The organism is Murinocardiopsis flavida, assembly GCF_003014485.1.
Taxonomy (GTDB): Bacteria; Actinomycetota; Actinomycetes; order Streptosporangiales; family Streptosporangiaceae; genus Murinocardiopsis; species Murinocardiopsis flavida.
This window is the reverse complement of the sequence record NZ_PYGA01000005.1, coordinates 282469-307217: the sequence shown is the minus strand read 5'-3', so window position 1 is coordinate 307217 and position 24749 is coordinate 282469. Positions and strand designations below refer to the sequence as shown.

Below are 24749 nucleotides of genomic sequence, written 5' to 3'. Positions count from 1 at the left end.
CCGCGCCGTCATCCGGTCCGTCCCTTGCCAACCCCGCTGCTGCGAACGCGGCCTCGGGCCGCCGGTTCCGCGCCTACACCGCCAAGCACCTCGACGAACTGACGGCCCGCGCGGGGCTCGACGCCGCCGAGCGCCTCGCTGTGCGCGCGGTGGCGACGGTGCTGCCGTTCCGCGTCAACGGCTACGTCGTGGACGAGCTGATCGACTGGGCCGCCGCACCGGACGACCCGATCTACCGGCTCACGTTCCCGCAGGCGGACATGCTGCCGCACGCCGACGTCGCCCGCATCGCCGACCTGCTGAGCAGCGGCGCGCCGAAGAAGGAGGTCAACCAGGCGGCGAACGAGATCCGCGCCCGGTTGAACCCGCACCCCGCCGGGCAGATGTCGCTGAACGTGCCCACCCTCGGCGGCGCGGCTGAGCAGGACCCCTTGGAGGGCGTGCAGCACAAGTACGCCGAGACGGTGCTGTTCTTCCCCAAGCAGGGCCAGACCTGCCACGCCTACTGCACGTACTGCTTCCGCTGGGCGCAGTTCATCGGCGAACCGGACCTGAAGTTCGCCTCGGGTGAGATCGACCACCTGGTCGCCTATCTGCACAGCCACCCCGAGGTCACGAGCGTGCTGTTCACCGGCGGCGACCCGATGATCATGGGTGAGGGCGTCCTCTCCCGCTACATCGAACCGCTGCTGGCCGTCGAGACGCTGGAGTCCATCCGGATCGGCACCAAGTCGCTCGCGTACTGGCCGCAGCGGTTCACGACCGACCCCGACGCCGACGACACCCTCCGGCTGTTCGAGCGGGTCGTTGACGCCGGCAAGAACCTCGCGTTCATGGCGCACTTCTCGCACCCCAATGAGATGGCGCCGCCGCTGGTGCAGGACGCGGTCCGGCGGATCCGCGGCACCGGCGCGGTCATCCGCACCCAGGCGCCGCTGATCCGCACCATCAACGACGATCCCGGCACGTGGGAGAGCATGTGGCGCACGCATGTGCGGCACGGCATGGTGCCGTACTACATGTTCGTCGAGCGCGACACGGGCCCGCAGGACTACTTCGCCGTGCCGCTGGCGCGGGCCTACGAGATCTTCCAGGGCGCGTACCGCAACGTCTCGGGGCTGGCGCGCACGGTGCGGGGGCCGTCGATGTCGGCGACACCCGGCAAGGTCACCGTCGACGGTGTCGTCGAGGTCGCGGGCGAGAAGGTGTTCGTGCTGCACCTCATCCAGGCGCGCGACCCCGAACTGGTGGGGCGGCCGTTCTTCGCGAAGTACGACGAGAGCGCGTCCTGGCTGTTCGACCTGAAACCGGCACTCGGCGCCACCCGGTTCCCCTATGAGAGCGGGGCGGACGAGGGGTAGCAGGAGAGGGGCACGAGAGGGGCGGCAGCAGGCGGCAGCAGGCGGCAGCAGGCGGCAGGGGAGAGGTGGCGGGAATGGGGAAGGGAGTGCGGTAGGGCCCGCCCCGCTGCGCACCCGGAGAAAACCCTGGTTCCCCGTCCGGATCAGCGCCGGTCGCGCCCTGCACGAGGCATAATCGGCTGCCTCGCAGTGGCTCGGCGCGGTGCTGGAAAGGACCTCATGGGCGCATGGTTGGGCGCGAACTTCAGCAGCTATGTCGTCGGGTCGGGGCGGCTGCCGCTGTTCTGCTTCTTCGTCGCGTTCGTCGCGGGGTTCCTGTTCATCCGGCTGAGCGTGCGGCTGATCCGGGCCAGGGTGCGCTGGTGGCCGGGCAATGTCGCGCCGGGCGGCCTGCACATCCACCACGTGGTCTTCGGGGTGGCGTTCATGCTGCTCGGCGGCGTCGCCGCGCTGCTCATCACCGACCGGACGGGCGTGCCCATCGCGATCGCCGCGGCACTGTTCGGCCTGGGCGCGGCCCTGGTCCTGGACGAGTTCGCGCTGATCCTGCACCTGCGGGACGTCTACTGGACCGAGCAGGGGCGCACCTCGGTCGACGCGGTGTTCGCCGCGATCGGGCTCACCGGGCTGCTGCTCCTCGGCATGCGCCCGTTCGGCTGGCTGGAGTTGCAGCACGCCGGGGTGTCGGGCGCGGGCATGCGCGCGGCGCTGGTGGGGCTCGTCCTGGTGAACCTGGCCGGGGCCGTGGTCAGCCTGCTCAAGGGCAAGATCTGGACGGGGCTGGCCGGGGTGTTCATCCCCGCGATCTCGGTGGTGGCGGCGCTGCGCCTGGCCGTGCCCGGGTCGCCGTGGGCGCGGTGGCGCTACCCCGAGGGTTCCCGCGTGCTGGCGGCGGCGGTGCGGCGCGACACGCGGCTGCGGCGGCCGCTGATCCGCGCCAAGATCCGCGTCCAGGAGCTCATCGCCGGCCGCCACGACCTGGTCCTCGACATCCCGCCGCAGCGCCGCCCGGACGCGCCGGACCCGGCGCCCGATCCGGCGGCCGACCCCGTTGCGCGGGTGGCGCCGTAGCCCGCTCGCGGCGGGGCGGCGGCGGGGCGGCGGGTGCGGGTCGACTAGTGTGGCGCCGCTATGCATAACTCCAGTTCATCCGCTCCGAGCCAGGTCGGGCCCGGTGGCAGGGGCGCCCAGTGGGGCGCCGGACCCCGGCGGCGCGGCCTCACGATCGGCATCGACATCGGCGGGACCAAGGTCGCCGCGGGTGTCGTCACCCCGTCGGGCCGGGTGCTGGCCCGGCGGCGCACGGAGACGCCCGACCGCAGCAAGAGCCCCAAGGTGGTGGAGGACACCATCGCGGGGGTGGTCGAGGAGTTGCGGCGCGATCACCCGGTGAGCGCGGTGGGGGTGGGCGCGGCCGGGTTCGTGGACGAGGAGCGCGCCAAGGTGCTGTTCGCCCCGCACCTCGCCTGGCGCGACGAGCCGCTGCGCGACGCGCTGAAGGCCCGCTTGGGGCTGCCCGTCGTGGTGGAGAACGACGCCAACGCGTCGGCGTGGGCGGAGATGTGCGTCGGGGCGGGGCGCGGCTCCGACGACGTCGTGGTGGTGAACCTGGGGACGGGCATCGGCGGCGCGGTCGGGATCAACGGCCGCCTGCACCGGGGCCGCCATGGGCTCGCGGGGGAGTTCGGCCACCAGATCATCGTGCCCGGCGGCCACCGCTGCGAGTGCGGGAACCGCGGCTGCTGGGAGCAGTACGCCAGCGGCAACGCCGTGACCAGGGACGCGCGGGAGCTCGTCGCGGCCGACTCCCCGGTGGCGCGCGGCCTGATCAACGCCGTCGGGGGCGATCCGGCGCTGATCACCGGGCCGCTGGTGAGCGATCTGGCGCGCGAGGGCGACCGGGCGTGCGTGGAGCTGCTGGAGGACGCGGGGACGTGGCTCGGCGTGGGCCTGGCGAACCTCGCCGCTGCCTTCGACCCGGAACTGTTCATCATCGGCGGCGGGGTCTCCGAGTGCGGCGACCTGCTGCTCGGCCCGGCGCGCACGGCTTTCCGCCGCAACCTCACCGGCAGGGGGCACCGCGCGGAGGCGGGCATCGTCTCGGCGTCCCTCGGCAACGAGGCGGGCATGATCGGCGCCGCGGACCTCGCGCGGGACGCGCTCCCGCGCTGGCGCCAGGGCCGCCGCCAGGCGCGGCTGCGCGCGTGCAGGGAGCGGTAGGCCGGTTCCCCGGGCCCCGGCGCCGGGGCCCGGCAGGGGGCGGAGCGGGCCGACCGGGCGCGACGGAGCGTGCTCGTGCGACACCGGGCCGGAGCCAGTCGGCGTCAATAAGTTCTTATGTCTAGACAAACCATTGACACGCTCTTGGGGCTCACGTAGAAACATCCTCAGACGTGAGCCGAGACACAAGTCCTCGCGTCGTGACCGTCCACCCGGAGGAGGACCAATGCGCGTAGGGCTCGTCGGAACAGGGCGCATCGGCGCCGCGCACGCCGCGGTCGTCGCGGCGCAGCCCGCGGTCACCGAACTCGTGCTCGCCGATGCCGACGCCGCGGCCGCCCGCGCGGTCGCCGAGCCCCTCGGCGCCTCCGTCGCGGAGGACCCCGAATCCCTCCTCGCGCCCGGCGCCGTCGACGCGCTCGTCGTGACCGCCTCGACCTCGGTGCACGCCGGGTTCATCGTCGGCGCCGTCCGCGCGGGCATTCCGGTGTTCTGCGAGAAGCCGGTGGCCCCGACCCTCGAAGCAACGGTCGAGGTCGCACGGGAGGTCGAGAAGGCCGGGGTGCCGGTGCACATCGGCTTCCAGCGCCGCTTCGACTCCGGGTACACCTACGCCCGCCAGGCGCTGCGCGACGGGCACATCGGCCAGCTGCACCGCGTGCACCTCGTCACCGCCGACCGCACGCCACCGCCGGCCGCGTACGTGCCGACCTCCGGCGGCCTGTTCCGCGACTGCCACATCCACGACTTCGACATCCTGCGCTGGGTCACCGGCCGCGAAGTCGTCGAGGTGACCGCACTGGGCGCGAACCGGGGCGCGGCGTACTTCGTCGAGTCGGGCGACGTCGACAACTCCGCGGCGCTGCTGGTGCTGGACGACGCGACGCTGGTCACCGTCCAGGGCTCCCGCTACAACGGCGGCGGCTACGACGTCCGGATGGAGCTGGCGGGCTCCGACTCCACGATCGGCGTGGGCTACGACGACAAGATGCCGATCGACTCGGCCGAGCCCGGCGTCCGGTTCCCCGGCCAGGAGGCGTGGGACTGGTTCTGGCCGCGCTTCGCGCCGGCCTACGAGGCGGAGATGCTGGCCTTCCTGCGGGTCGCCGCGGGCGAGATCGACAGCCCGTGCGACGTCGCCGAGGCGCTTGAGGCGGTCCTCGTAGCCGAGGCCGCCGACCTGTCCATGCGCGAGCGGCGCCCGGTCCGGATCGCCGAGCTGCGTCCGGCCTGACCACCCGAACCCGACCCCTCGACGCGGAGGAACCCATGGCAGAGCCCACCGCAGCAGCCCGGATCGCCGGCGCCCCGATCTCCTGGGGCGTCAGCGAAGTGCCCGGTTGGGGGTATCAGATGCCCCTCGGCACGGTACTCGCGCAGATGCGGGAGGCGGGGCTCGCCGCGACGGAGTTCGGCCCCGACGGCTTCCTGCCCGACGCGCCCCGCGACAAGGCCGCGGCCCTCACCGAGCACGGCCTCGCGGCGGTCGGCGGCTTCGTCCCCGTCGTGCTGCACGAGAGCGGCCACGACCCGCGGCCCGAGGTCGACCGCGCCATCGACGGCTTCCTCGCCGCCGGCGCCGACAACCTCGTCCTCGCCGCGGCCACCGGCACCGACGGCTACGACGCCCGGCCCGAACTCGACGCCGGGCAGTGGGCGGTGCTGCTGCGCCGCCTCGACGAACTCGCGGCGCACGCCGCGGAGCGCGGGGTCACCGCCAGCCTGCACCCGCACGTCGGCACGGTCGTCGAGCAGCGCGGCGAGGTCGACCGGGTGCTCGACGGCTCCGCGGTCCCGCTGTGCCTCGACACCGGCCACCTGCTCGTCGGCGGCGCCGACCCGCGCGACCTCAGCCGGTCGGCCGTCGACCGGATCGCGCACACCCACCTCAAGGACGTCGACGGTGCCCTCGCCGAGCGCGTGGTCGCCGGGGAGGTCCCGTTCGGCGAGGCCGTCTCCCAGGGCCTGTTCCAGCCGCTCGGCGCCGGGGACGTCGACGTCGCCGGCATCCTGGCCGACCTCTCCGCCGCCGGGTACGCCGGCTGGTACGTGCTGGAGCAGGACATCCGACTGGCCGGGGCGCCGGACGACGAGGGCGGCCCGCTCGCCGACGTCCGCGCGTCGGTGGCGTTCCTGCGCGACCGCCTCGCCCCGGCGCCCGCCGGCGGGCGTGCGGCGCAGGCCCGGGATCACGCAGTGACCGGAGGCGAATGACATGAAGTGGAGCAAGGGCCGGGCGCCCGGCCCGTCGGCCGGCCGGCGGAGCAGGGTCGCCGTCCTGGCACTCGGCGGGCTGCTGCTCGCCGGATGCACGAACGGCCAGTCCCCCGGCGCGACCGGCGCGCAGCAGCCGGCGGAGCTCGACACCGGCGAGCTGACGTTCGCCGTGGTCAGCCACAGCAGGGCCGGCGACCCGTTCTGGGACGTCGTGAAGAGCGGCGCCGAGCAGGCCGGGGAGGAGCACGGCGCCGCCATCAACTACTCGGGCGACCCCGACCCCGTCCAGCAGAGCCAGCTCATCGACAACGCGGTCGCCCAGGGTGTGAACGGGCTGGTCATCTCCATGGCCAACCCCGAAGGGGTGAAGTCCAGCGTGGAGTCAGCCGTCGAGGCCGGCATCCCGGTGATCACCATCAACTCCGGGCTGGAGCAGTCGGCGTCCTACGGGGCGATCACCCACGTGGGCCAGAGCGAGCGGATGGCGGGCGAGGCGGCGGGCGAGCGGTTCACCGACAACGGCGCGTCCAAGGTGCTCTGCGTCATCCACGAGGCCGGCAACGTCGGCTTGGAGGACCGCTGCGCCGGCGCCAAGGAGAAGTTCGCGGGCGACACCGAGAACCTCCAGGTGGACGTCTCCAACGTCGCCGACGCCCGCACCACGATCCAGAACAAGCTGATGTCCGACAAGGACGTCGACGGCATCCTCACGCTGAACCCCGCCATCGCCAACGCCGCAGTGGGCGCCGCGCGCGACGCCGAGTCCGAGGCCGAGATCGCGACCTTCGACGTGTCGCCCGACATCACCAAGGCGATCGCGGCGGGCGACCTGGGGTTCGCCGTCGACCAGCAGCCCTACGTCCAGGGCTACCTGCCCGTGACGATGCTCGCCCTCAAGGTGCGCAACGGCAACGACGTCGGCGGCGGGCGGCCCGTCTACTCCGGCCCGGCGTTCATCACCAAGGACAACGCCGAGCAGGTCACGAAGTTCGCCGAACAGGGGACCCGATAATGGCCACCGCAGCTAGGGAGCGCCGGGCGCTTCCCGACATCGACGTCCCCCGCGCCGCGCTCGCGGTCCGCGTGCTGCGCCGGCCCGAGGTCGGGGCCTTCGCCGCCGCGGCGGTCATCTTCGTGTTCTTCTCGGTCGTCACCGACACCTTCCTGACCCCGGCCGGTGTCGCCACCTGGCTGGAGTCCGCCGCGCTGTTCGGCATCATGGCGGTCGCCGTGAGCATGCTGATGATCGGCGGCGAGTTCGACCTGTCCACCGGCGTGATGGTGGGTTCGACCGGGCTCATCACCGGCGTGCTCGCGACCCACGCCGGGGTGAACATCTGGGTCGCCGTCGTGGTGTCGCTCGTGGTGGCCCTCGCCATCGGCCTCGCCAACGGCCTGATGGTCATGCGCACGGGGTTGCCGAGCTTCATCGTCACCCTGGGCACGTTCTTCATCCTCCAGGGCCTCAACCTGGCGCTGACCAAGGCCATCACGGGGCAGGTCGCGATCCAGGGGCTCAGCGAGGCGGGCGGGTTCTGGGACGCGCGCTGGCTGTTCGGGTCGAGCACCACGGTCGGCCCGGCCCTCCAGGTGTCGGTGCTGTGGTGGCTGGTCTTCACGGCGCTGTGCACGTGGGTGCTGCTGCGCACCCGGGTCGGGAACTGGATCTTCTCGGTCGGCGGCGACGCGCGGAGCGCCCGGCAGGTCGGCGTGCCGGTCCTCCAGACCAAGATCGGGCTGTTCATGACGACGGCGTTCGCCGGGTGGCTCGTGGGCATGCTGTCGCTGTTCCGGACCACCACGGCGCAGGCGTCCACCGGCGTGGGCGTGGAGTTCATCTACATCATCTGCGCGGTCGTCGGCGGCTGCCTGCTCACGGGCGGGTTCGGGTCGGCGATCGGCGGCGCGCTCGGCGCCCTCATCTACGGCATGACCTACCAGGGCATCGTGTTCGCCGGGTGGGACAACAACTGGTTGAAGGCGTTCCTCGGGGCGATGCTGCTCGCCGCCGTCGTGGTGAACATGTACGTGCGCCGGCGGGCCGAGACCGCGGGGGCCGCGGCGACCAAGGCGGCCGACCCGCTGAACGGAGGGCCGACCGCCGAGTCGGCCGAGCCCGCTGCCGATACCGGCGCGGAGCGGGGGGAGGCGAAATGACCGCAGCGGAACCGGGCGCGCAGACCCGCACCGCCGTCATCGAGGCGCGCGGGATCGCCAAGTACTACGGCCACGTCGCCGCCCTCGAGGGGGTGTCGACGACGGTCGCCGCCGGGGAGGTCACCTGCGTGCTCGGCGACAACGGCGCCGGGAAGTCCACGTTCATCAAGGTCCTCTCCGGCGTGCACCGGCACGACAAGGGCGAGCTGCTGTTCGACGGCGCCCCGGCGGCGTTCGGCGGCCCGCGGGACGCCCTCGCCGCGGGGATCGCGACGGTCCACCAGGACCTGGCGATGGTCCCGCTGATGCCGATCTGGCGGAACTTCTTCCTCGGGTCGGAGCTGACCAGGGGCCGGGGGCCGCTGCGCCGGCTGGACGTGCCCGCCATGCGCGCCACCACCCGCGCGGAGCTGCTGCGCATGGGGATCGACCTGCGCGACGTCGACCAGCCGGTGGGGACGCTGTCGGGCGGTGAGCGGCAGTCGGTCGCGATCGCGCGTGCGGTGTACATGGGTGCCAGGGTGCTGATCCTGGACGAGCCGACGGCGGCGCTCGGGGTCAAGCAGGCCGGTGTGGTGCTGCGCTACATCGCGCGGGCGCGGGAGCGCGGGCTCGGCGTCGTGTTCATCACCCACAACCCGCATCACGCCTTCCCGGTCGGCGACCGGTTCCTGCTGCTCAAGCGCGGGACGAGCCTCGGGGAGTACGGCAGGGACGACATCACCAGGGACGAGCTGACCCGGCTCATGGCGGGCGGCTCCGAACTGGACGAGCTGAGCCACGAGCTGGACCGCGGCTGACGGCGGCGCGCGCCCCGGCCCGCCGGGGCGCGCGGAGGTCGTCCGCGGTCCGGCGCGGACAGGCGCGGACAGGCTCGGACAGGCGCCGAGCTGCGCCGATCCCGACTTACCGAACCCCGTTCTAGTCGCGGGGGCCGCGGATCTGTATTGTTCGGCGCATGGAGCTGAATGGAGTCGCCGCCCTCGTGTCCGGCGGTGCGAGCGGGCTGGGCGAGGCCACCGTCAGGGAACTCGCCGCGGCCGGCGCGACCGTCGTCGTCGCCGACCTGAACGCCGAGCGCGGCGAGGCGCTGGCAAAGGAGGTCAACGGGGTCTTCGCCGCGACGGACGTCGCCGACGAGGCCCAGGTCGCGGCCGCGGTGCAGGCGGCCGAGGCCACCGGCAGGCCCTTGCGCGTCGCGGTGTCGTGCGCCGGCATCGGTTGGGCCACCCGCACGGTGAACCGCGACGGGGAGCCCCACGACCTCGCGTCCTACACCAAGGTCATCCAGGTCAACCTCATCGGCACGTTCAACGTGCTGCGGCTCGCCGCGGCGGCCATGGCCCGGACCGAGCCGGTCAACGCCGACGGCGAGCGCGGCGCCATCGTGAACACCGCCTCGCTGGCCGGGATCGAGGGCCAGATCGGGCAGATCGCCTACTCGTCGTCCAAGGGCGGGATCATCGGCATGACGGTCCCCGCGGCCCGCGACCTCGCGGCGATCGGGGTGCGGGTGAACACCATCGCGCCGGGCATCCTCGACACCCCCATCTACGGGCAGGGGCCGGAGTCGGAGGCGTTCAAGGAGCGCCTCGCCGCCCCAGTGCCGTTCCCCAAGCGGCTCGGCACCGCGGCGGAGTTCGCCCGGCTGGCGCGCTCGCTCGTGGAGATCGGCTACCTCAACGCCGAGGTCGTCCGGCTCGACGGCGGCCTGCGCATGCCGCCGAAGTGACCGGCCCGAGTCGCAGGCGTGCCGGGCCCTGACGGGCCTGGACGGGCACTGACGGGTCGGGACGGGTCCGGACGGCAACGAGGAAGCGAGCAGACGATGTCCGACGAGGTGCTGTACTCCGCCGATGCCGGTACGGGCGTCGCCGTCATCACCATCGACCGGCCGCGGGTGAAGAACGCGGTGAACGCCGCTGTCGCCCAGGGTGTGGCCGCGGCACTGGCCGATCTCGACGCCCGCCCGGAACTGCGGGTCGGCATCCTCACCGGCGCAGGGGGGACCTTCTGCGCCGGGATGGACCTGAAGGCGTTCCTCCACGGCGAGCTGCCGGTGGTCGACGGCCGCGGGTTCGCGGGGCTGACCCAGCGCCCCCCGGCGAAGCCGCTGATCGCGGCGGTCGAGGGGTATGCGCTGGCGGGCGGGTTCGAGGTCGTCCTCGGCTGCGACCTCGTCGTCGCGGCGGACGACGCCTCGTTCGGCATCCCCGAGGCCACCCGCGGGCTGGTCGCGGGCGCCGGGGCGCTGCTGCGGCTCCAGCACCGCATCCCGCGCAACATCGCCATGGAGCTCGCGCTCACCGGCGCGTTCATCGGCACGCCGCGAGCGGCGGAGCTGGGCCTCGTCAACAAGGTGACGCCGAGCGGCGGGGCGCTCGACGGCGCGCGGGAACTCGCGGCGGCCGTCGCCGCGAACGCCCCCATGGCGGTCGCCGCGTCCAAGCGGATCATGGCCGAGTCCGCCGACTGGTCGACCGGTGAGATGTGGGACCGCCAGGACGCCATCGCCGGTGCGGTATTCACCAGCAACGATGCTATGGAGGGCGCGGCGGCCTTCGCCGAGAAGCGCCCCCCGCACTGGACCGGCACCTGAGCCGTCCCGCACGGGACCGCGGTGGGCAGAGCAGCCCTTGACTGTGGTGCAGGTCACTGGCCAGAGTCGAGTCATGCGCCAAATGTCCTATGCGAGCGGCCCGTCCGACTTCCCACTCCTCGGCGAGACCATCGGCGACGACCTGGAGCGCACGGTCGCGCGCTTCGGGGACCGCGAGGCCATCGTGGAGTGGGCCTCTGGGCGGCGGTGGAGCTACGCCGAGTTCGACTCCGTCGTGAACGCGGTCGCCAAGGGCCTCATGGCCCTCGGCGTCGCCCCCGGGGACCGGGTGGGGATCTGGTCGCCGAACTGCGCCGAGTGGGTGTTCACGCAGTACGGGGCGGCGAAGGCCGGTGCGATCCTGGTCAATCTCAACCCGGCCTACCGCACCCATGAGCTGGCCTACGCGCTGAACCAGTCGGGAACGACCGTGCTGGTGAGCGCCACCGAGTTCAAGACCAGCGACTACCGGGCCATGGTGGCGCAGGTGCGCTCCGACTGCCCGGAGCTGCGCACCGTGGTGCACATCGGCACCGCAGACTGGGACGGCCTGCTGGCGGGCGCCGAGTCCGTTGCAGACGCCGACCTGCGCGCCCGGATGAACACACTGTCCTGCGACGACCCGATCAACATCCAGTACACCTCGGGGACCACCGGGGCGCCCAAGGGCGCCACGCTCACCCACCACAACATCCTGAACAACGGCTACTCCGTCACCGAGCTGCTGAACACCACCGAGCACGACCGGTTCGCGGTTCCGGTGCCCTTCTACCACTGCTTCGGCATGGTCATGGCGAACCTCGGCATCACCTCGCACGGGGCGTGCCTGGTCATCCCGGCACCGGTGTTCGACGCGACGGCGACCCTTGACGCGGTCCAGGCGGAGCGCTGCACCGCGCTGTACGGGGTGCCGACCATGTTCATCGCCGAGCTGGACCATCCCGAGTTCGCCTCTTACGACCTGTCGAGCCTGCGCACCGGGATCATGGCGGGCTCGACCTGCCCGATCGAGGTGATGAAGCGGGTCGTCGGCGACATGCACATGAGCGAGGTCGCCATCTGCTACGGGATGACCGAGACCTCCCCGGTGTCGACCCAGACCAGGGTCGACGACGACCTGGAGCAGCGGGTTGCGACCATCGGCCGTGTGGGCCCGCACGTGGAGGTGCGGGTGGTCGATCCCGCAACCGGGAGGGTGGTGCCGCGCGGCGAGGCCGGGGAACTGTGCACGCGCGGCTACTCGGTGATGCGCGGCTACTGGGCGGAACCCGAGAAGACCGCGGAGGTGCTCGACGCCGCGGGGTGGATGCACACGGGGGACCTCGCCGTGATGCGCGAGGACGGCTATCTCACCATCGTCGGCCGGATCAAGGACATGATCATCCGCGGCGGCGAGAACGTCTACCCGCGCGAGGTCGAGGAGTTCTTCCACGCCCACCCCGACATCTCCGACGTGCAGGTCGTGGGTGTGCCCGACACGAAGTACGGCGAGGAGCTGTGCGCCTGGGTGCGGTTGCGCGAAGGGGCCGCAGACCTGGACGCCGAGGCGCTGCGGGTGTTCGCCGCAGGGCGGCTCGCGCACTTCAAGATCCCCCGCTACGTGGTCGTCGTGACCGAGTTCCCGATGACCGTCACCGGAAAGATCCGCAAGGTCGAGATGCGCCGTCGCTCCGCAGACCTCCTCGGCCTGGTCGCCGACGCGCAGGAGGGGTGAGAGCGGAGCGACCACCGCCCGGCGGGGGCGCTACTCGGGCACGGGTACGCGCAATGTGCGGAGGAGGGTGGCGAGCAGGTCGTAGTAGCCGACCAGGGTGATCAGCTCGACGATCCCCGCCTCGCCGAAGTGCCGCTCCGCGCGGACGTAGCACGCGTCGTCGGCGTCGCCGTCGCGCAGCAGCGAGGCCGCGAACGCGTGCGCCGCCTGCTCGTCGGCCGCGAGCGACGCTGGTGCCGTACCGTCGCACAACGTAGCGATCTCGTCGGAGGTGAGCCCCGCCGCCGCTCCCGCCGCGGTGTGCGCGGCGAGCTCGAACGCGCTCGCGCGGGCGGCGGCGACGGCGAGGATGACGGTCTCGCGCACCCGGGGCGCGAGGGACGTCCGGCCGCCGACGGCGGCGCTCAGCGCTTGCAGGGCCGCCCCGACCCCTGGTGCGGCGAGCATGGCGTTGAACGGGCCGTGCAGCCGGCCCGCCGCGTCGGTGAGCGGGAACGGCGGCTCGGGGCCGTACTTGGCGAGCACCCCGTCGTAGATGGCGCGCTGCTCGGCGGTCATGGCGGCGGGCTCGGTCCAGTGCAGCCGGCCGTGCCGGGCTTGCTGGTCGGGCGGTCGCGGGTCGGGCATGGGCCGCATTATGCCGCCACAGCGGGGCGCGCGGTGCGCATGCCAGGGGTTCGGTGACACAGCGGTTCGGTGACACAGCGGTTCAGTGACACAGCGGTTCAGTGATTCATGGGTTCGGCTTTCAACGGGTGCCCCACTGGTAGGACTGCTTGCGCAGCTTGAGGTAGACGAGCGTCTCGGCGGAGCGCACCCCCGCGAGTCCGCGGATGCGGGTGGACACCAGGTCGAGGAGTGCGGCGTCGTCGGCGCAGACCGCTTCGCACAGGATGTCGAACCGGCCGGCGCAGACGACGACGTAGTCGATCTCGGGGATCTCCGCGAGTGCGTCGGCGACGGGCTCCAGCGGGCCCTCGACGGTGATCGCGACCATCGCCTGCCGGAACAGGCCCACCTGCATGGGGTCGGTCACGGCGACGATCTGGATCACGCCGGTGTCGGAGAGCCGCTGGACGCGCTGGCGCACAGCGGCCTCCGAGAGGCCGACGGACTTGCCGATCGCGGCGTAGGACCGGCGCCCGTCCTGCTGGAGTTCCTCGATGATCCGCTTGGAGGTGCGGTCGAGTACGGGGGGTGCCGGCCGCCTCGCCGCCGGTTCGCTTTCGTTCACGGTCGGATTATCGTCTACGGGCGGACGGCGCGTGCACCATGTCCGCCGCCCTGCTCAGGACCTTGCGCAGGATCTGCTCGATCTCGTCGAAGTGCTCGGGGCCGCAGATGAGCGGCGGGGCGAGCTGGAGGACGGGGTCGCCGCGGTCGTCGGCGCGGCACACCAGGCCCGCGTCGAACAGGGCGTTGGACAGGAAGCCCTTGAGCAGCCGGGTCGATTCCTCGTCGGTGAACGTCTCCTTGGTGTCGGTGTCCTTGACCAGTTCGATGCCGTAGAAGTAGCCCTCGCCGCGGACGTCGCCGACGATCGGCAGGTCGCGGAGGGAGTCGAGCGCGGCGCGCAGCGCGGGGGCGTTGCGGCGGACGTTGCCGATGAGGTCTTCGCGCTCGAAGATGTCGAGGTTCGCGAGCGCGGCCGCCGCGGCGACGGGGTGCCCGGCGAAGGTGATGCCGTGCGCGAACGCGCTGCCGGGCCGCTGGAACGGCTCCATGAGCGCGTCGTCGGCGATCATCCCGCCGAGCGGGACGTAGCCGGAGGTGGCGCCCTTGGCGAAGGTGATCATGTCGGGGCGGAAGCCGAAGTGCTCGGCGCCGAAGTAGCTCCCGAGCCGGCCGAACCCGCAGATGACCTCGTCGGAGACGAGGAGCACGCCGTGGCGGTCGCAGATCTCCCTGACGCGCTGTAGGTAGCCGGGCGGCGGCGGGAAGCAGCCGCCGCTGTTCTGCACGGGTTCCAGGTAGACCGCCGCGATGGTCTCGGGCCCGTTGCGCTCGATGGCCTCGTCGATCTGGTCGGCGGCCCAGCGGCCGAACGCCACCGGGTCGTCGCCGTGGACGGGCGCGCGGTAGATGTTGGTGTTGGCGACCTGGACGGTGCTGGGCACCAGCGGCTCGAACGGGGTCTTGATGCCGGGCAGCCCGGTGATGGACAGGGCGCCGAGGCTGGTGCCGTGGTAGGCGACGGAGCGGCTGATGACCTTGTGCCGGGTCGGTTGGCCGACGGCCTTGAAGTACTGCCGGGCGAGCTTCCACGCCGATTCGACGGCCTCGGAGCCGCTGGTGGTGAAGAAGACCCGGTTGAGGTCGCCGGGCGCGAGTCCGGCGATGCGCTGCGCCAGCTCGATGGCCTTCGGGTGCGCGTAGGTCCACACCGGGAAGTAGCCGAGCGTGCCGGCCTGGGCCGCCATGGCGTCGGCGATCTCGGTGCGCCCGTGTCCGACCTGGGAGACGAACAGTCCGGAGAGGCCGTCGAGGTAGCGCTTCCCGTTGATGTCGCGGACATAGGCGCCCTCGCCGCTGACGATGACGGGGATGTCGGCGTCCTGGTAGGCGGCCATCTCGGTGAAGTGCATCCACAGGTGGTCCTTTGCCGCCTGCTGGAGTTCGCTGTTCGTGCGCCGCTGGTCCGGCTGGGCTGCCACGTCGGTTTCCCCCTTGAGAGCGTGCCGCCGGCCGTCGGTCGGCCGACGAGACTCAATGGACAAGGCTCGATGAGCCAGGCTCGGTGAACCGGTTCTCAATAAACCAGACTCAATGGAAATAGTCGCACTTTGTGACCTTGAGTCAAGCATCCGTGTTCAGATTCAGTTTCTGCAACGGAATCCCTTGTTTTGACTGAAGTGAGATGTCAAGGTCGGTCCACAGGGAGATGTGTTGTTCGTCACCGACCTGAAGGGGGCGCTCGTGCCTGGAGCGCATCGGACCGGACCACTGCTGCGGCTGCGGAACTTCGTCGGCGGCGGCTACGTCGACGCCCGCGACGAGCGCACCGCCGAGATCATCGACCCCAGTACCGGCCGGGCGTTCGCCGAAGCGCCGGTCTCCGGCGCGGCAGACGTCGACGCGGCGTTCCGCGCCGCCGACGCCGCGTTCGAGAACGGCTGGCGCGACACCACCCCGGCGGAGCGGCAGATCGCGCTGAACCGGTTCGCCGACGCCGTCGACGCCCGCGCCGACGACCTCGTGCAGGCCGAGGTGCAGAACTGCGGCAAACCCGTCCAGCTCACGAAGGACGAGGAGATCTGGCAGGTCACCGACGCCCTCAGGTTCTTCGCCGGTGCGGCCCGCACACTTGAGGGCAAGGCGGCCGGGGAGTACATGGCCGACCACACCTCGTGGATCCGGCGCGAACCCCTGGGCGTCGTCGCGCAGATCACCCCGTGGAACTACCCCATGGCGATGGCGGCGTGGAAGATCGGCCCGGCGCTCGCCGCCGGCGACACCATCGTCCTCAAACCCGCCGACACCACCCCGGCGTCCACCCTGCTGCTCGCGGAGATCGCAGCGGAGTTCCTGCCGCCGGGCGTGTTCAACGTCGTCGTCGGCGACCGCGACACCGGGCGCGCGCTCGTGGCGCACCCCGCCCCGCGGCTCGTCTCGCTCACCGGGTCCACCCGCGCCGGGTTCGAGGTGGCGCGGTCGGGGGCGGCCGACCTGAAGCGGATGCACCTCGAACTCGGCGGCAAGGCGCCCGTCATCGTGTTCGACGACGCCGACGCGGCGCGCACCGCCCGCGCGGTCGCCGAGGCCGGGTTCTTCAACGCGGGCCAGGACTGCACCGCGGCCACCCGCGTCCTCGCCACCCCCGGCATCGCCGACGAGCTCGCCGCCGCGCTCGCGGCGGAGGCGGCGAAGACCGTCACAGCGGGGCCGGCCGACCCCAGCGCCGACTACGGCCCGCTGAACAACCCCGACCAGCTCGCGCGGGTCGAGGGCTTCCTCCGGCGCACGCCCGACCACGCCGAGGTGCTCGCCGGCGGGGCCCGGGTCGGCGACACCGGGTACTTCTACGCGCCCACGGTGGTGTCGGGGCTGCGCCAAGGCGACGAGATGGCCACCGACGAGATCTTCGGCCCGGTCATCACCGTGCAGCGCGTCGACGACGAGGACACCGCGGTCGCCCGGGCGAACGAGGTGCGCTACGGGCTGGCGTCGAGCGTGTGGACCCGCGACCACGCGCGTGCGCTGCGGGTGTCGCGCCGGCTCGACTTCGGCTGCGTGTGGATCAACACCCACATCCCCATCGTCGCCGAGATGCCCCACGGCGGCTTCAAGCACTCGGGCTACGGCAAGGACCTGTCGCTGTACAGCCTGGAGGACTACACCCGCGTCAAGCACGTGATGAGCCACATCGGCCGCGACTGATCCCGCGGCAGCACCCTCCACTCCGCTGCGAGCAGAGACGGATCACTCCCCATGGCGACGACGACGCAACGCGAACCAGGGTCCGACGGTGCCGCCCCGGCAGGTGCCGCGATCGCGCTCCACGGTGTCAGCAAGACCTTCCGGTCCGGGCAGGGCGAGGTCGCGGCGGTGCGCGGGATCGACCTGGAGATCCAGCGGGGCGAGTTCTTCGCCCTGCTCGGCCCGTCCGGCTGCGGCAAGACCACGACGATGCGGATGATCGCCGGGTTCGAGGAGCCCACCTCCGGCGTGGTCCGGTTGGCGGGCGACGACGTGACGGGCGTCCCGCCGAACCGCCGCGACGTCACCATGGTCTTCCAGAGCTACGCGCTGTTCCCGCACATGACCGTGTTCGACAACGTCGCGTTCGGGCTGCGCCGCAGGCGCGTGCCCGCGGCGGAGGTCGCCGAGCGGGTCGGCGCGGCGCTGGACCTCGTCGAGCTCGCCGACCGCGCCGGGTACCGGCCGGCCCGCCTCTCCGGCGGCCAGCAGCAGCGGGTGGCGCTGGCGCGCGCCGTGGTGAACCGGCCGGCGGCGCTGCTGCTGGACGAGCCGCTGGGCGCGCTGGACCTGAAACTCCGCCAGGCGATGCAGATCGAACTGAAGCGCATCCAGCGCGAGGTCGGCATCACCTTCGTCTACGTCACGCACGACCAGGGCGAGGCGCTGACCATGGCGGACCGCATCGCGGTGCTGAACAACGGGGTGGTCGAGCAGCTCGGCACCCCGGCCGAGGTCTACGAGCGCCCCGCCACGCGGTTCGTCGCCGGGTTCATCGGCACGTCCAACCTCATCACCGGCACCGTCGCGCGGCGCGACGGCGAGCACGCCGACGTCGAGGTCGGCGCCGGCGGGCACGTGCGGGTGCGCACCGCGACGGCCCAGGGGGAGCGGGTCGACCTCACGGTCCGCCCCGAGAAGGTGCGGCTGGGCACCGCCGAACCGGGGCCCGAGCTGTGCCGGCTGCGCGGCACCGTCGAGGAGGTCGTCTACCTGGGGTCGGCCACCCACTACACGGTCGCCACCCGCGCCGGTGCGGCGATCGTGGTCTTCCAGCAGAACGCCCACGACGCCCAGAACCTGGCCGAGCGCGGCAGTGACGTGTGGCTGTCCTGGCAGCCCCGGCACACCTACGCCCTGCCGGGATGACGCGGGCCGAGGCCGATGGGAACGGTGATGTGACGTGCCCCCCACCCCGCCGACCGGCGCACCCCTGCGGCGCGGGCTGACCCGGGCCCGCCCGGCCCGCCGCGACGTCCTGCGCCTGGCGGGCGCCGCCGCGGGCCTCGCCCTCGCCGCGGGCTGCGGGATCCGCGGCCAGAAGCGCCCCGAGGTCTCCGCGGCCGAGTTCTGGGACGGCAGGCGGCGCACCGGCCGGCTGCGGTTCGCCAACTGGCCGCTGTACATGGACGAGGACCGCACCCAGCTCGCGCAGTTCACCGACGCCACCGGGGTGCGGGTCGCCTACGACGAGGCGATCCAGGACAACCCGTCGTGGTTCGGCCGGATCCAGCCGATCCTCGCGAACGGCGGCGACATCGGCTGCGACCTGATGGTGGTGACCAACGGGCTGGAGCTCGGCAAGCTGCTCGCGCTGAACTACCTCGCCCCGCTCGACCACGCCCGGCTGCCCAACTTCGCCGAGCATGGCGCCGACCTGTACAAGGACACCGCCTACGACCCCGGCAACACCTACTGCGTGCCCTACACCTCCGGCCTCACCGGCATCGCCTACAACCCCGAGTACGTCGACCGGGAGATCACCTCGCTCGACGACCTGTGGGACCCGGCGTTCAAAGGGCGGGTGGGCATGATGCGCGACCCGCAGGAGATCGCGAACTTCGGCCTGCTGCGCACCGGGGCCGAGCCGGAGAAGAGCGGGGAGCGGGAGTGGCAGGCCGCCGCCCGCGCGCTCCGCGGGCAGCGGGAGGCCGGGATCGTGCGGGCGTACTACGAGCAGGACTACATCCAGCCGCTGACCAACGGCGACGTGTGGCTGACCATGGCGTGGTCCGGCGACATCTTCCAGCAGAACGCCACCGAGGGGACCGACCTGCGGTTCGTGGTCCCCGAGGAGGGCGCCACCATCTGGACGGACAACATGATCATCCCGTTCACGTCGCGCAGCCCGGTCGACGCGGTCATGCTCATGGACTTCCTGTACGACCCGGAGGTCGCGGCGGGCCTCACCGAGTACATCAACTACGTCACCCCGGTCCCCGAGGCGAAGGACCGCATCCTGGCGCACGCCGAGGACGCCGAGGGCGACGACCGGGCCTTCCTCACCGAACTCGCGGAGAGCCCGCTGGTCTTCCCCACCGAGGACGAGTACGCGCGGCTGCACGGCTACGTGCCGCTGGAACCGGGCGAGGACGAGGGGTTCACGTCGCTGTTCCTCGGAATCACCCAGGCCTGAAAGGAGCCGCCGCCATGCCGGGACCGAGCGGGACGAGCCGGGCGCCCTACCTCCTGGTGCTCCCGGGGTGGATCTGGCTGGCGATCTTCTTCGTGCTGCCCATCTGCGGGATGCTCTCGGTGTCGCTGATGACCGGGAACGTCATCGACGGGTTCGGGTTCACCGGTGCGGTGGGCAACTACGCCGAGGCGCTGGGCGGGTACTGGGAGCAGATCCTGCGGTCGCTGCTCTACGGCCTGTGCGCCACGGTGCTGTGCATCGCGGTGGGCTACCCCATGGCGTACTGGATCGCGTTCCGCGGCGGCGCGCACAAGGCGACCTACCTGCTGCTGCTCCTGCTGCCGTTCTTCGTCGCGCAGGTGCTGCGCGCCATCTCGTGGAAGTTCATCCTCGCCGACAACGGGGTCGTGCTCGGCCCGCTGAAGGCACTGGGGATCCTCGGGCCCGACGCGCACGTGCTGAGCACGGCTACGGCGGTGGTGTGCGGCCTGGCGTACAACTTCCTGCCGTTCATGGTGCTGCCGATCTACGCGGTGCTGGAGCGGGTCGACCACAGCGTCGTCGAGGCGGCGCGGGACCTGTTCGCGTCGCGGACGCAGGCGTTCCTGCGCGTGGTGCTGCCGCTGTCCCTGCCCGGGGTGTTCGCCGGCGTCCTCATGGTGTTCGTGCCGACCAGCTCCGACTACGTCAACGCCGCGGTGCTGGGCGGCACCCACAACACGATGATCGGCAACGTCATCCGGACGCAGTACCTGGTGAACAACGCCTACCCGACGGCGGCGGCGATCACGTTCGTGCTCATGGCGGCGCTGCTGCTGGGGATCTTCGGCTACGCCAGGGCGCTCGGTACCGAGCAGGTCATGGAGGTGCAGGCACGATGACGGCGGCGCGGGCAGCGGGGTCAGTGGGGTCGGCAGGATCGGCGGGGTCGGCGGAGACCGCGGGGGCGGCGGGCGGCGGGGCCCGTGCGCCGCGCCGCCGCCCCGACCTCGGGAAGTGGTTCACCTGGGCGGCGCTCGCGTGGCTGTTCGCGCCCATCGCCGGGATGGTCGTGTTCAGCTTCAACGACATCCAGGGCCGGCAGAACGTCACCTGGCAGGGGTTCACGCTGAAGTGGTACGGGCAGGCGTTCGCCTACGCCGACCTCAACCAGGCGCTGCTGAACACCCTCGCCCTCGGGGTGCTGACCATGCTCATCGCCGGCACCATCGGCAGCCTCCTCGGCCTCGCGCTGGGCCGCCACCGGTTCCGCGGCCGGGGCACCACCAACCTGGTGATGTTCGCGGCGATCGCGGCGCCCGAGGTCGTGCTGGGCGCGGCGCTGCTCTCGCTGTTCCTCACCGTGAACGTCACCACGGGGTTCACCACCACCCTCATCGCGCACGTGATGTTCACCCTGTCGTTCGTCGCGATCACGGTGCGGGCGCGGGTGCTGACCCTGGATCCCGCGCTGGAGGAGGCGGCCCGCGACCTCGGCGCCGGGCCGTGGGAGACGTTCCGGCTGGTGACCTTCCCGCTGCTGCTCCCGGCGATCATGGCGGGCGGCCTGCTGGCGCTGGCGCTGTCGGTGGACGACTTCATCATCACGACCTTCGTCAGCGGCGACACCACGACGTTCCCGCTGTGGATCTGGGGCGCCACCCGCGTCGGCATCCCACCGCAGGTCAACGTCATGGGCGCGCTAATCTTCGGGCTCGGCGTGCTGCTCGCCGCCTGCAACGTCCTGCTGGCCCGCAGGCGGCGGTGAGCCCACCGTGCACAGCAAACCCGGCCCGCACAGCAGAGGACGCCCCATGCCGACCCCGTCCGTCCGCGCCGCACTGGCCGACGCCGAACCCCGGGTGTTCTGGCTGGACCCCGGCGTGCCCGGCCACGCGCCGCCGGACCCCGCCCCGCCGCTGACCGGCCGGGCAACGGCCGACCTGGCCGTCGTCGGAGGCGGCTACAGCGGGCTGTGGGCCGCCCTCATCGCCAAGGAGCGCGACCCGGGCCGCGACGTGCTACTGCTGGAGGCGCGCACCGCCGGCTGGGCGGCGTCCGGGCGCAACGGCGGATTCTGCGCCGCGAGCCTCACCCACGGGCACGGCAACGGCGCCGCGCGCTGGCCGGGCGAGATCGCCGAGCTCGAACGCCTGGGCCGGGCGAACCTCGACGCCATCGGGGCCGCGGTGGACCGCCACGGCATCGACTGCGAGTTCGAGCGGACCGGCGAACTCCTCGTCGCCACCGAGCCGTGGCAGGCGGCCGAGCTCGCGCAGGAGGGCGCGGCGCTGCGGGCGCTCGGCCACACCGCCGTGGACCTGGACGCGGCCGCCACCCGCGCGGCGGTGGACTCCCCGACCTATGTGGGCGGCCTGTTCGCACCCGACGCCGTGGCCATGCTGCACCCGGCGAAGCTGGCGTGGGGGCTGCGCGCCGCGTGCGAGCGCGCGGGCGTGCGGTTCGCCGAGCACACCCCCGTGCGCGCGGTGCGCCGCGCGGGCGGCGGCGTGGAGTTGGGCGTGCGCGGCGGGTCGGTGCGCGCCGGCGCCGTGGCGTGGGGCACCGGCGCCTTCCCCGGCCCGCTGCGCCGCCTGCGCGCCTTCACCGTCCCCGTCTACGACTACGCGCTGATGACCGAGCCCCTCGACCGCGCGCAGAAGGCCGCGATCGGCTGGCGGGGCCGCCAGGGGGTGTCGGACTCGGGGAACCTGTTCCACTACGCCCGGCTGACCGCGGACGACCGCATCCTGTGGGGCGGCTACGACGCGGTCTACCACTACGGTGGGGCGGTCCGCCCGGAGTACGCGCAGCGCAGCGCCACCTCCGAGCGCCTCGCCGCGCACTTCTTCGCGACGTTCCCGCAGCTCGAAGGCTTGCGCTTCACGCACACGTGGGGCGGCGTCATCGACACGTGCACCCGGTTCTGCGCGTTCTTCGGCACCGCGGCGGGCGGCCGGCTCGCCTACGCGGCCGGCTACACGGGGCTGGGGGTGGGCGCCACCCGGTTCGGCGCGCAGGTCGTGCTCGACCTGCTCGACGGGGCGCGCACCGAGCGCACCCGGACGGCGATGGTCCGCAGCAGGCCCGTGCCCTTCCCGCCCGAGCCGCTGCGCTGGGCGGGGATCCGGCTGACGGTCGCCTCCGCCGCGGCGGCCGATCGCAACGGGGGGCGGCGCAACCTGTGGCTGCGCGGGCTCGACGCGGCGGGCATGGGCTTCGACAGCTGAGCCCGCCGGGCGCCCGGCCCGGCGGTGAGACCGTTATGTCGCTTACGGGTTGTTAAGGCTAGGCTTGCCTTGCCCGTGCCGTCCTGCTGGTCCGGGGCCGGCCACCACTCACCCGAAGGACACCCCAGTGATCTGGTCTGAATCACCCGGCCGCCCCGGAGCCCGCCGCCCCGGGCCCGCGCGCCGCGCCCTCGCGGGCGGCTCCGCAGTGGCGGCCCTGGGACTGCTGATCGCCGGCTGCGGGGCCGGCGATCAGGACGGCGGCGCCGGGGGTGCCGGCGGCTGGACCTACACCGACGCGCGCGGCACCGAGGTCTCGCTGCCCGAGCGCCCCGAGCGGATCGTCGCGCACGCCAGCGCGGCCTCGGCGCTGATCCCCCTCGGCATCACGCCGGTGGGCGTGTTCGGCGACGTCGCGATGGACGAGGACCCGAGCCTCGAAGGGCTCGACACGTCCGGGATCACCTCGGTCGGCGCGTCCTGGGGCGAGGTGAACGTCGAGGCCATGGCCGAGCTCGAGCCCGACCTCGTCGTCACCGGCTACTACCCGTTGGAGAAGCAGGTGGGCGGCTTCGACCCGGAGAACTCCGCCCTGGTCGACAACGTCGAGGAGGTCGCGCCGATCGCCAGCGTCAAGGTCACCCAGCCCGCCACCGGGCTCATCGACGACTACATCGCCCTCGGCGAGAAGCTCGGCGCCGACCTGGAGGCGCCCGAGGTCGCACAGGACCGCGCCGACTTCGAGTCGGCCGTCGGCGACCTGAAGGCCGCGCTCAAGGACAAGCCCGGCCTCAGCGCCATGGCGGTCTCGCCGACCGACCAGTTCTACGTCGCCAACCCGGCCGACTTCCCCGAGTTCCAGGACTACCGGAAGTGGGGACTGGACCTGGTGGTGCCCGAGAACGTCGAGAAGCGCGGCTACTTCGAGGCGCTGAGCTGGGAGCGGCTCGACACCTACCAGGCCGACCTCGTCCTCTACGACGGCCGCGCCATGGCGACGCCCCCGAAGAAGCTCGCCGAGACCCAGCCCACCTGGCGCAAGCTCGCGGCGGTCGAAGCCGACCAGCTCGCGCCCTGGTACACCGACACCTACACCAGCCACCGCCGCTACGCCGAGCACCTGCGGACACTCACCAAGGCGGTCGGGAACGCCGACGACGGCGTGGTGCGGGAGTAGCGCGGGCGCCCATGATCCGGCACTTGTGACCCGGTGCCTGTGACACAGCGCCTATGGCACAGTGCCTATGACCGGCGGCTATGACAACTGTCACCGGCGGCGCGCGTGATTCTCCCGGGCCGCCGGTGACATCGCCGCCTACTCCCGCAGGCGGCGCCCCGCGAGGCTGGCCGCATGAGCACGCGACAAGGAACCGACCCACGCGGCGAGGCGGCCGACCCGACCCCCGCACCCGGCGCGGCGCGCAGCGGCGCCGCCATCGAAGTGCGCGACCTGCGCCAGCGCTACGGCGACTTCGAGGCCGTCCGCGGCGTGTCCTTCGACGTCGCCCCCGGCGAGCTGTTCGCGCTGCTCGGCACGAACGGCGCGGGCAAGACCACCACGATCGAGACCCTGGAGGGCTTCCGCCGCCCCTCCGGCGGCGCGGTGCGGATCTTCGGGACCGACCCCTACGGCCGGCCGGCCGGGCTGCGCGACCGGATGAACGCCGTGCTCCAGCAGAGCGGGCTGCTGGACGACCTCACCGTCGCCGAGACCATCGACCTCGCCCGCGCCCTCGCCGCGGCACCGCGCGGGCACCGGGAGGTCCTGGACCGCGTGGAACTGGCCGACAAGAGCGACGTCGCCGTCCGCGCGCTGTCCGGCGGCCAGAAGCGCCGCCTCGACCTCGGGCTCGCCATCCTCACACGCCCCGAGGTGCTGTTCCTCGACGAGCCCACCAGCGGCATGGACCCGGAGATGCGCCGCGCCACGTGGCAGGTCATCGCCGACCTCATCGACGAGGGTGTCGCCGTCCTCCTCACCACGCACTACCTGGAGGAGGCCGAGCGGCTGGCCGACCGGCTCGCCATCATGCACCGCGGGGAGATCCGCGTGGCCGGTGCGCTGTCGGAGGTCCTGGGCGGCTGGGGAGACCGCATCGGCTTCCGGCTGCCGCCGAGCGTCCGCTCCGCCGACCTGCCGTCGCTGTCGGGCGCCGTCGCCGCCGTCGGCGTCCGCGGCGGCGAACCGTGGGCGAGCTACGCCGTCACCGGAAGCGACACCGATCACCGGGCGCACACCGCCGTCGCCGAGCTCCTCCGCTGGGCCCACCTGCACCAGGTGGCGCTGGGCGGCCTGGAGGTCCGCACCGCGTCGCTGGAGGACGTCTTCCTGCGCGTCGCCGACGGCGCGGCCGACCTCGTCGGCGACTGAGCGCGCGCCCACCCCACCCGCCCACCCCACCCGCCCACCCCACCCGCCCGCACCAGGGAGTTCCGACAC

The 24749-nt window shown here is 72.6% G+C and carries 22 protein-coding genes; 19 read left to right on the top strand and 3 right to left on the bottom strand.

Annotated features, from left to right (window positions below; all coding sequences use genetic code 11):
* Positions 1-98 precede the first annotated feature (98 nt).
* From CLV63_RS10095 to CLV63_RS10045, 11 genes are all read left to right on the top strand, one after another.
* A complete protein-coding gene (locus CLV63_RS10095) occupies positions 99-1361 on the top strand; it encodes a KamA family radical SAM protein (RefSeq protein WP_106582715.1) in 1263 nt (420 codons plus the stop codon).
* Between the two features lie 219 nt (positions 1362-1580).
* Positions 1581-2432 carry a hypothetical protein gene (locus CLV63_RS10090; RefSeq protein ID WP_245928691.1) on the top strand — a complete coding sequence of 284 codons (852 nt, stop codon included), beginning with the start codon at positions 1581-1583 and terminating at the stop codon, positions 2430-2432.
* A gap of 60 nt (positions 2433-2492) precedes the next feature.
* Positions 2493-3581 (top strand): ROK family glucokinase, encoded by a 1089-nt coding sequence (locus tag CLV63_RS10085; protein ID WP_106582664.1) that lies wholly within the window; start codon positions 2493-2495, stop codon positions 3579-3581.
* Between the two features lie 226 nt (positions 3582-3807).
* On the top strand, positions 3808-4815 hold the full coding sequence (locus CLV63_RS10080; RefSeq protein ID WP_106582663.1) for a Gfo/Idh/MocA family oxidoreductase: 1008 nt from the start codon (positions 3808-3810) through the stop codon (positions 4813-4815).
* A gap of 35 nt (positions 4816-4850) precedes the next feature.
* Positions 4851-5795 carry a sugar phosphate isomerase/epimerase family protein gene (locus CLV63_RS10075; RefSeq protein ID WP_106582662.1) on the top strand — a complete coding sequence of 315 codons (945 nt, stop codon included), beginning with the start codon at positions 4851-4853 and terminating at the stop codon, positions 5793-5795.
* 1 nt (position 5796) lies between these two features.
* Positions 5797-6810, top strand: a complete 1014-nt coding sequence (locus tag CLV63_RS10070; RefSeq protein ID WP_106582661.1) for a substrate-binding domain-containing protein — start codon at positions 5797-5799, stop codon at positions 6808-6810.
* Entirely contained in the window at positions 6810-7955 is a 1146-nt protein-coding gene (locus CLV63_RS10065; protein WP_106582660.1) for an ABC transporter permease, read from the top strand. Before CLV63_RS10070 ends, CLV63_RS10065 begins: the two co-directional genes overlap by 1 nt.
* Positions 7952-8755 carry an ATP-binding cassette domain-containing protein gene (locus CLV63_RS10060; RefSeq protein WP_106582659.1) on the top strand — a complete coding sequence of 268 codons (804 nt, stop codon included), beginning with the start codon at positions 7952-7954 and terminating at the stop codon, positions 8753-8755. The genes CLV63_RS10065 and CLV63_RS10060 overlap by 4 nt, the downstream gene beginning before the upstream one ends.
* 158 nt (positions 8756-8913) lie before the next feature.
* Entirely contained in the window at positions 8914-9687 is a 774-nt protein-coding gene (locus CLV63_RS10055) for an SDR family NAD(P)-dependent oxidoreductase (RefSeq protein WP_106582658.1), read from the top strand.
* A gap of 96 nt (positions 9688-9783) precedes the next feature.
* Positions 9784-10554 carry a crotonase/enoyl-CoA hydratase family protein gene (locus CLV63_RS10050; RefSeq protein WP_106582657.1) on the top strand — a complete coding sequence of 257 codons (771 nt, stop codon included), beginning with the start codon at positions 9784-9786 and terminating at the stop codon, positions 10552-10554.
* A gap of 73 nt (positions 10555-10627) precedes the next feature.
* Positions 10628-12268, top strand: a complete 1641-nt coding sequence (locus CLV63_RS10045; protein ID WP_106582656.1) for an AMP-binding protein — start codon at positions 10628-10630, stop codon at positions 12266-12268.
* Positions 12269-12298: 30 nt separating this feature from the next.
* On the opposite strand, the gene CLV63_RS10040 is transcribed toward CLV63_RS10045, so the two are convergent.
* From CLV63_RS10040 to CLV63_RS10030, 3 genes are all read right to left on the bottom strand, one after another.
* Entirely contained in the window at positions 12299-12895 is a 597-nt protein-coding gene (locus CLV63_RS10040) for a carboxymuconolactone decarboxylase family protein (protein WP_170134191.1), read from the bottom strand.
* Between the two features lie 121 nt (positions 12896-13016).
* The gene (locus CLV63_RS10035; RefSeq protein WP_106582654.1) at positions 13017-13502 is read right to left on the bottom strand and encodes an Lrp/AsnC family transcriptional regulator; all 486 of its coding nucleotides are present in this window, start codon (positions 13500-13502) and stop codon (positions 13017-13019) included.
* Between the two features lie 7 nt (positions 13503-13509).
* Positions 13510-14922: an aspartate aminotransferase family protein gene (locus tag CLV63_RS10030; RefSeq protein WP_211301235.1), complete on the bottom strand. Its 1413-nt coding sequence runs from the start codon at positions 14920-14922 to the stop codon at positions 13510-13512.
* 262 nt (positions 14923-15184) lie between these two features.
* Here CLV63_RS10030 and CLV63_RS10025 point away from each other — a divergent pair, with 262 nt between their 5' ends.
* The 8 genes from CLV63_RS10025 (at position 15185) to CLV63_RS09990 (ending at position 24680) form a co-directional block, all read left to right on the top strand.
* Entirely contained in the window at positions 15185-16645 is a 1461-nt protein-coding gene (locus tag CLV63_RS10025) for an aminobutyraldehyde dehydrogenase (RefSeq protein ID WP_106582714.1), read from the top strand.
* Between the two features lie 51 nt (positions 16646-16696).
* On the top strand, positions 16697-17833 hold the full coding sequence (locus CLV63_RS10020; RefSeq protein WP_106582652.1) for an ABC transporter ATP-binding protein: 1137 nt from the start codon (positions 16697-16699) through the stop codon (positions 17831-17833).
* A 34-nt stretch (positions 17834-17867) separates the two neighbouring features.
* Positions 17868-19100: a polyamine ABC transporter substrate-binding protein gene (locus CLV63_RS10015; protein ID WP_245928690.1), complete on the top strand. Its 1233-nt coding sequence runs from the start codon at positions 17868-17870 to the stop codon at positions 19098-19100.
* A 14-nt stretch (positions 19101-19114) separates the two neighbouring features.
* Positions 19115-19981 (top strand): ABC transporter permease, encoded by an 867-nt coding sequence (locus CLV63_RS10010; RefSeq protein ID WP_106582651.1) that lies wholly within the window; start codon positions 19115-19117, stop codon positions 19979-19981.
* Complete coding sequence (locus CLV63_RS10005; RefSeq protein ID WP_106582650.1) at positions 19978-20847, top strand: ABC transporter permease; 870 nt, start codon at positions 19978-19980, stop codon at positions 20845-20847. Before CLV63_RS10010 ends, CLV63_RS10005 begins: the two co-directional genes overlap by 4 nt.
* 46 nt (positions 20848-20893) lie before the next feature.
* On the top strand, positions 20894-22309 hold the full coding sequence (locus tag CLV63_RS10000) for an NAD(P)/FAD-dependent oxidoreductase (RefSeq protein ID WP_106582649.1): 1416 nt from the start codon (positions 20894-20896) through the stop codon (positions 22307-22309).
* A gap of 127 nt (positions 22310-22436) precedes the next feature.
* Positions 22437-23486, top strand: a complete 1050-nt coding sequence (locus CLV63_RS09995; RefSeq protein ID WP_106582648.1) for an ABC transporter substrate-binding protein — start codon at positions 22437-22439, stop codon at positions 23484-23486.
* A 174-nt stretch (positions 23487-23660) separates the two neighbouring features.
* Positions 23661-24680, top strand: a complete 1020-nt coding sequence (locus CLV63_RS09990) for an ABC transporter ATP-binding protein (RefSeq protein WP_106582647.1) — start codon at positions 23661-23663, stop codon at positions 24678-24680.
* Positions 24681-24749: the final 69 nt, after the last annotated feature.

Excerpts from the sequence above, each read along its gene's own strand:
- CLV63_RS10090 (WP_245928691.1), top strand. The coding sequence starts at position 1,581 with ATGGGCGCATGGTTGGGCGCGAACTTCAGCAGCTATGTCGTCGGGTCG.
- CLV63_RS10085 (WP_106582664.1), top strand. The coding sequence starts at position 2,493 with ATGCATAACTCCAGTTCATCCGCTCCGAGCCAGGTCGGGCCCGGTGGC.
- CLV63_RS10080 (WP_106582663.1), top strand. The coding sequence starts at position 3,808 with ATGCGCGTAGGGCTCGTCGGAACAGGGCGCATCGGCGCCGCGCACGCC.
- CLV63_RS10075 (WP_106582662.1), top strand. The coding sequence starts at position 4,851 with ATGGCAGAGCCCACCGCAGCAGCCCGGATCGCCGGCGCCCCGATCTCC.
- CLV63_RS10070 (WP_106582661.1), top strand. The coding sequence starts at position 5,797 with ATGAAGTGGAGCAAGGGCCGGGCGCCCGGCCCGTCGGCCGGCCGGCGG.
- CLV63_RS10065 (WP_106582660.1), top strand. The coding sequence starts at position 6,810 with ATGGCCACCGCAGCTAGGGAGCGCCGGGCGCTTCCCGACATCGACGTC.
- CLV63_RS10060 (WP_106582659.1), top strand. The coding sequence starts at position 7,952 with ATGACCGCAGCGGAACCGGGCGCGCAGACCCGCACCGCCGTCATCGAG.
- CLV63_RS10055 (WP_106582658.1), top strand. The coding sequence starts at position 8,914 with ATGGAGCTGAATGGAGTCGCCGCCCTCGTGTCCGGCGGTGCGAGCGGG.
- CLV63_RS10050 (WP_106582657.1), top strand. The coding sequence starts at position 9,784 with ATGTCCGACGAGGTGCTGTACTCCGCCGATGCCGGTACGGGCGTCGCC.
- CLV63_RS10045 (WP_106582656.1), top strand. The coding sequence starts at position 10,628 with ATGCGCCAAATGTCCTATGCGAGCGGCCCGTCCGACTTCCCACTCCTC.
- CLV63_RS10040 (WP_170134191.1), bottom strand. The coding sequence starts at position 12,895 with ATGCCCGACCCGCGACCGCCCGACCAGCAAGCCCGGCACGGCCGGCTG.
- CLV63_RS10020 (WP_106582652.1), top strand. The coding sequence starts at position 16,697 with ATGGCGACGACGACGCAACGCGAACCAGGGTCCGACGGTGCCGCCCCG.
- CLV63_RS10010 (WP_106582651.1), top strand. The coding sequence starts at position 19,115 with ATGCCGGGACCGAGCGGGACGAGCCGGGCGCCCTACCTCCTGGTGCTC.
- CLV63_RS10005 (WP_106582650.1), top strand. The coding sequence starts at position 19,978 with ATGACGGCGGCGCGGGCAGCGGGGTCAGTGGGGTCGGCAGGATCGGCG.
- CLV63_RS10000 (WP_106582649.1), top strand. The coding sequence starts at position 20,894 with ATGCCGACCCCGTCCGTCCGCGCCGCACTGGCCGACGCCGAACCCCGG.
- CLV63_RS09990 (WP_106582647.1), top strand. The coding sequence starts at position 23,661 with ATGAGCACGCGACAAGGAACCGACCCACGCGGCGAGGCGGCCGACCCG.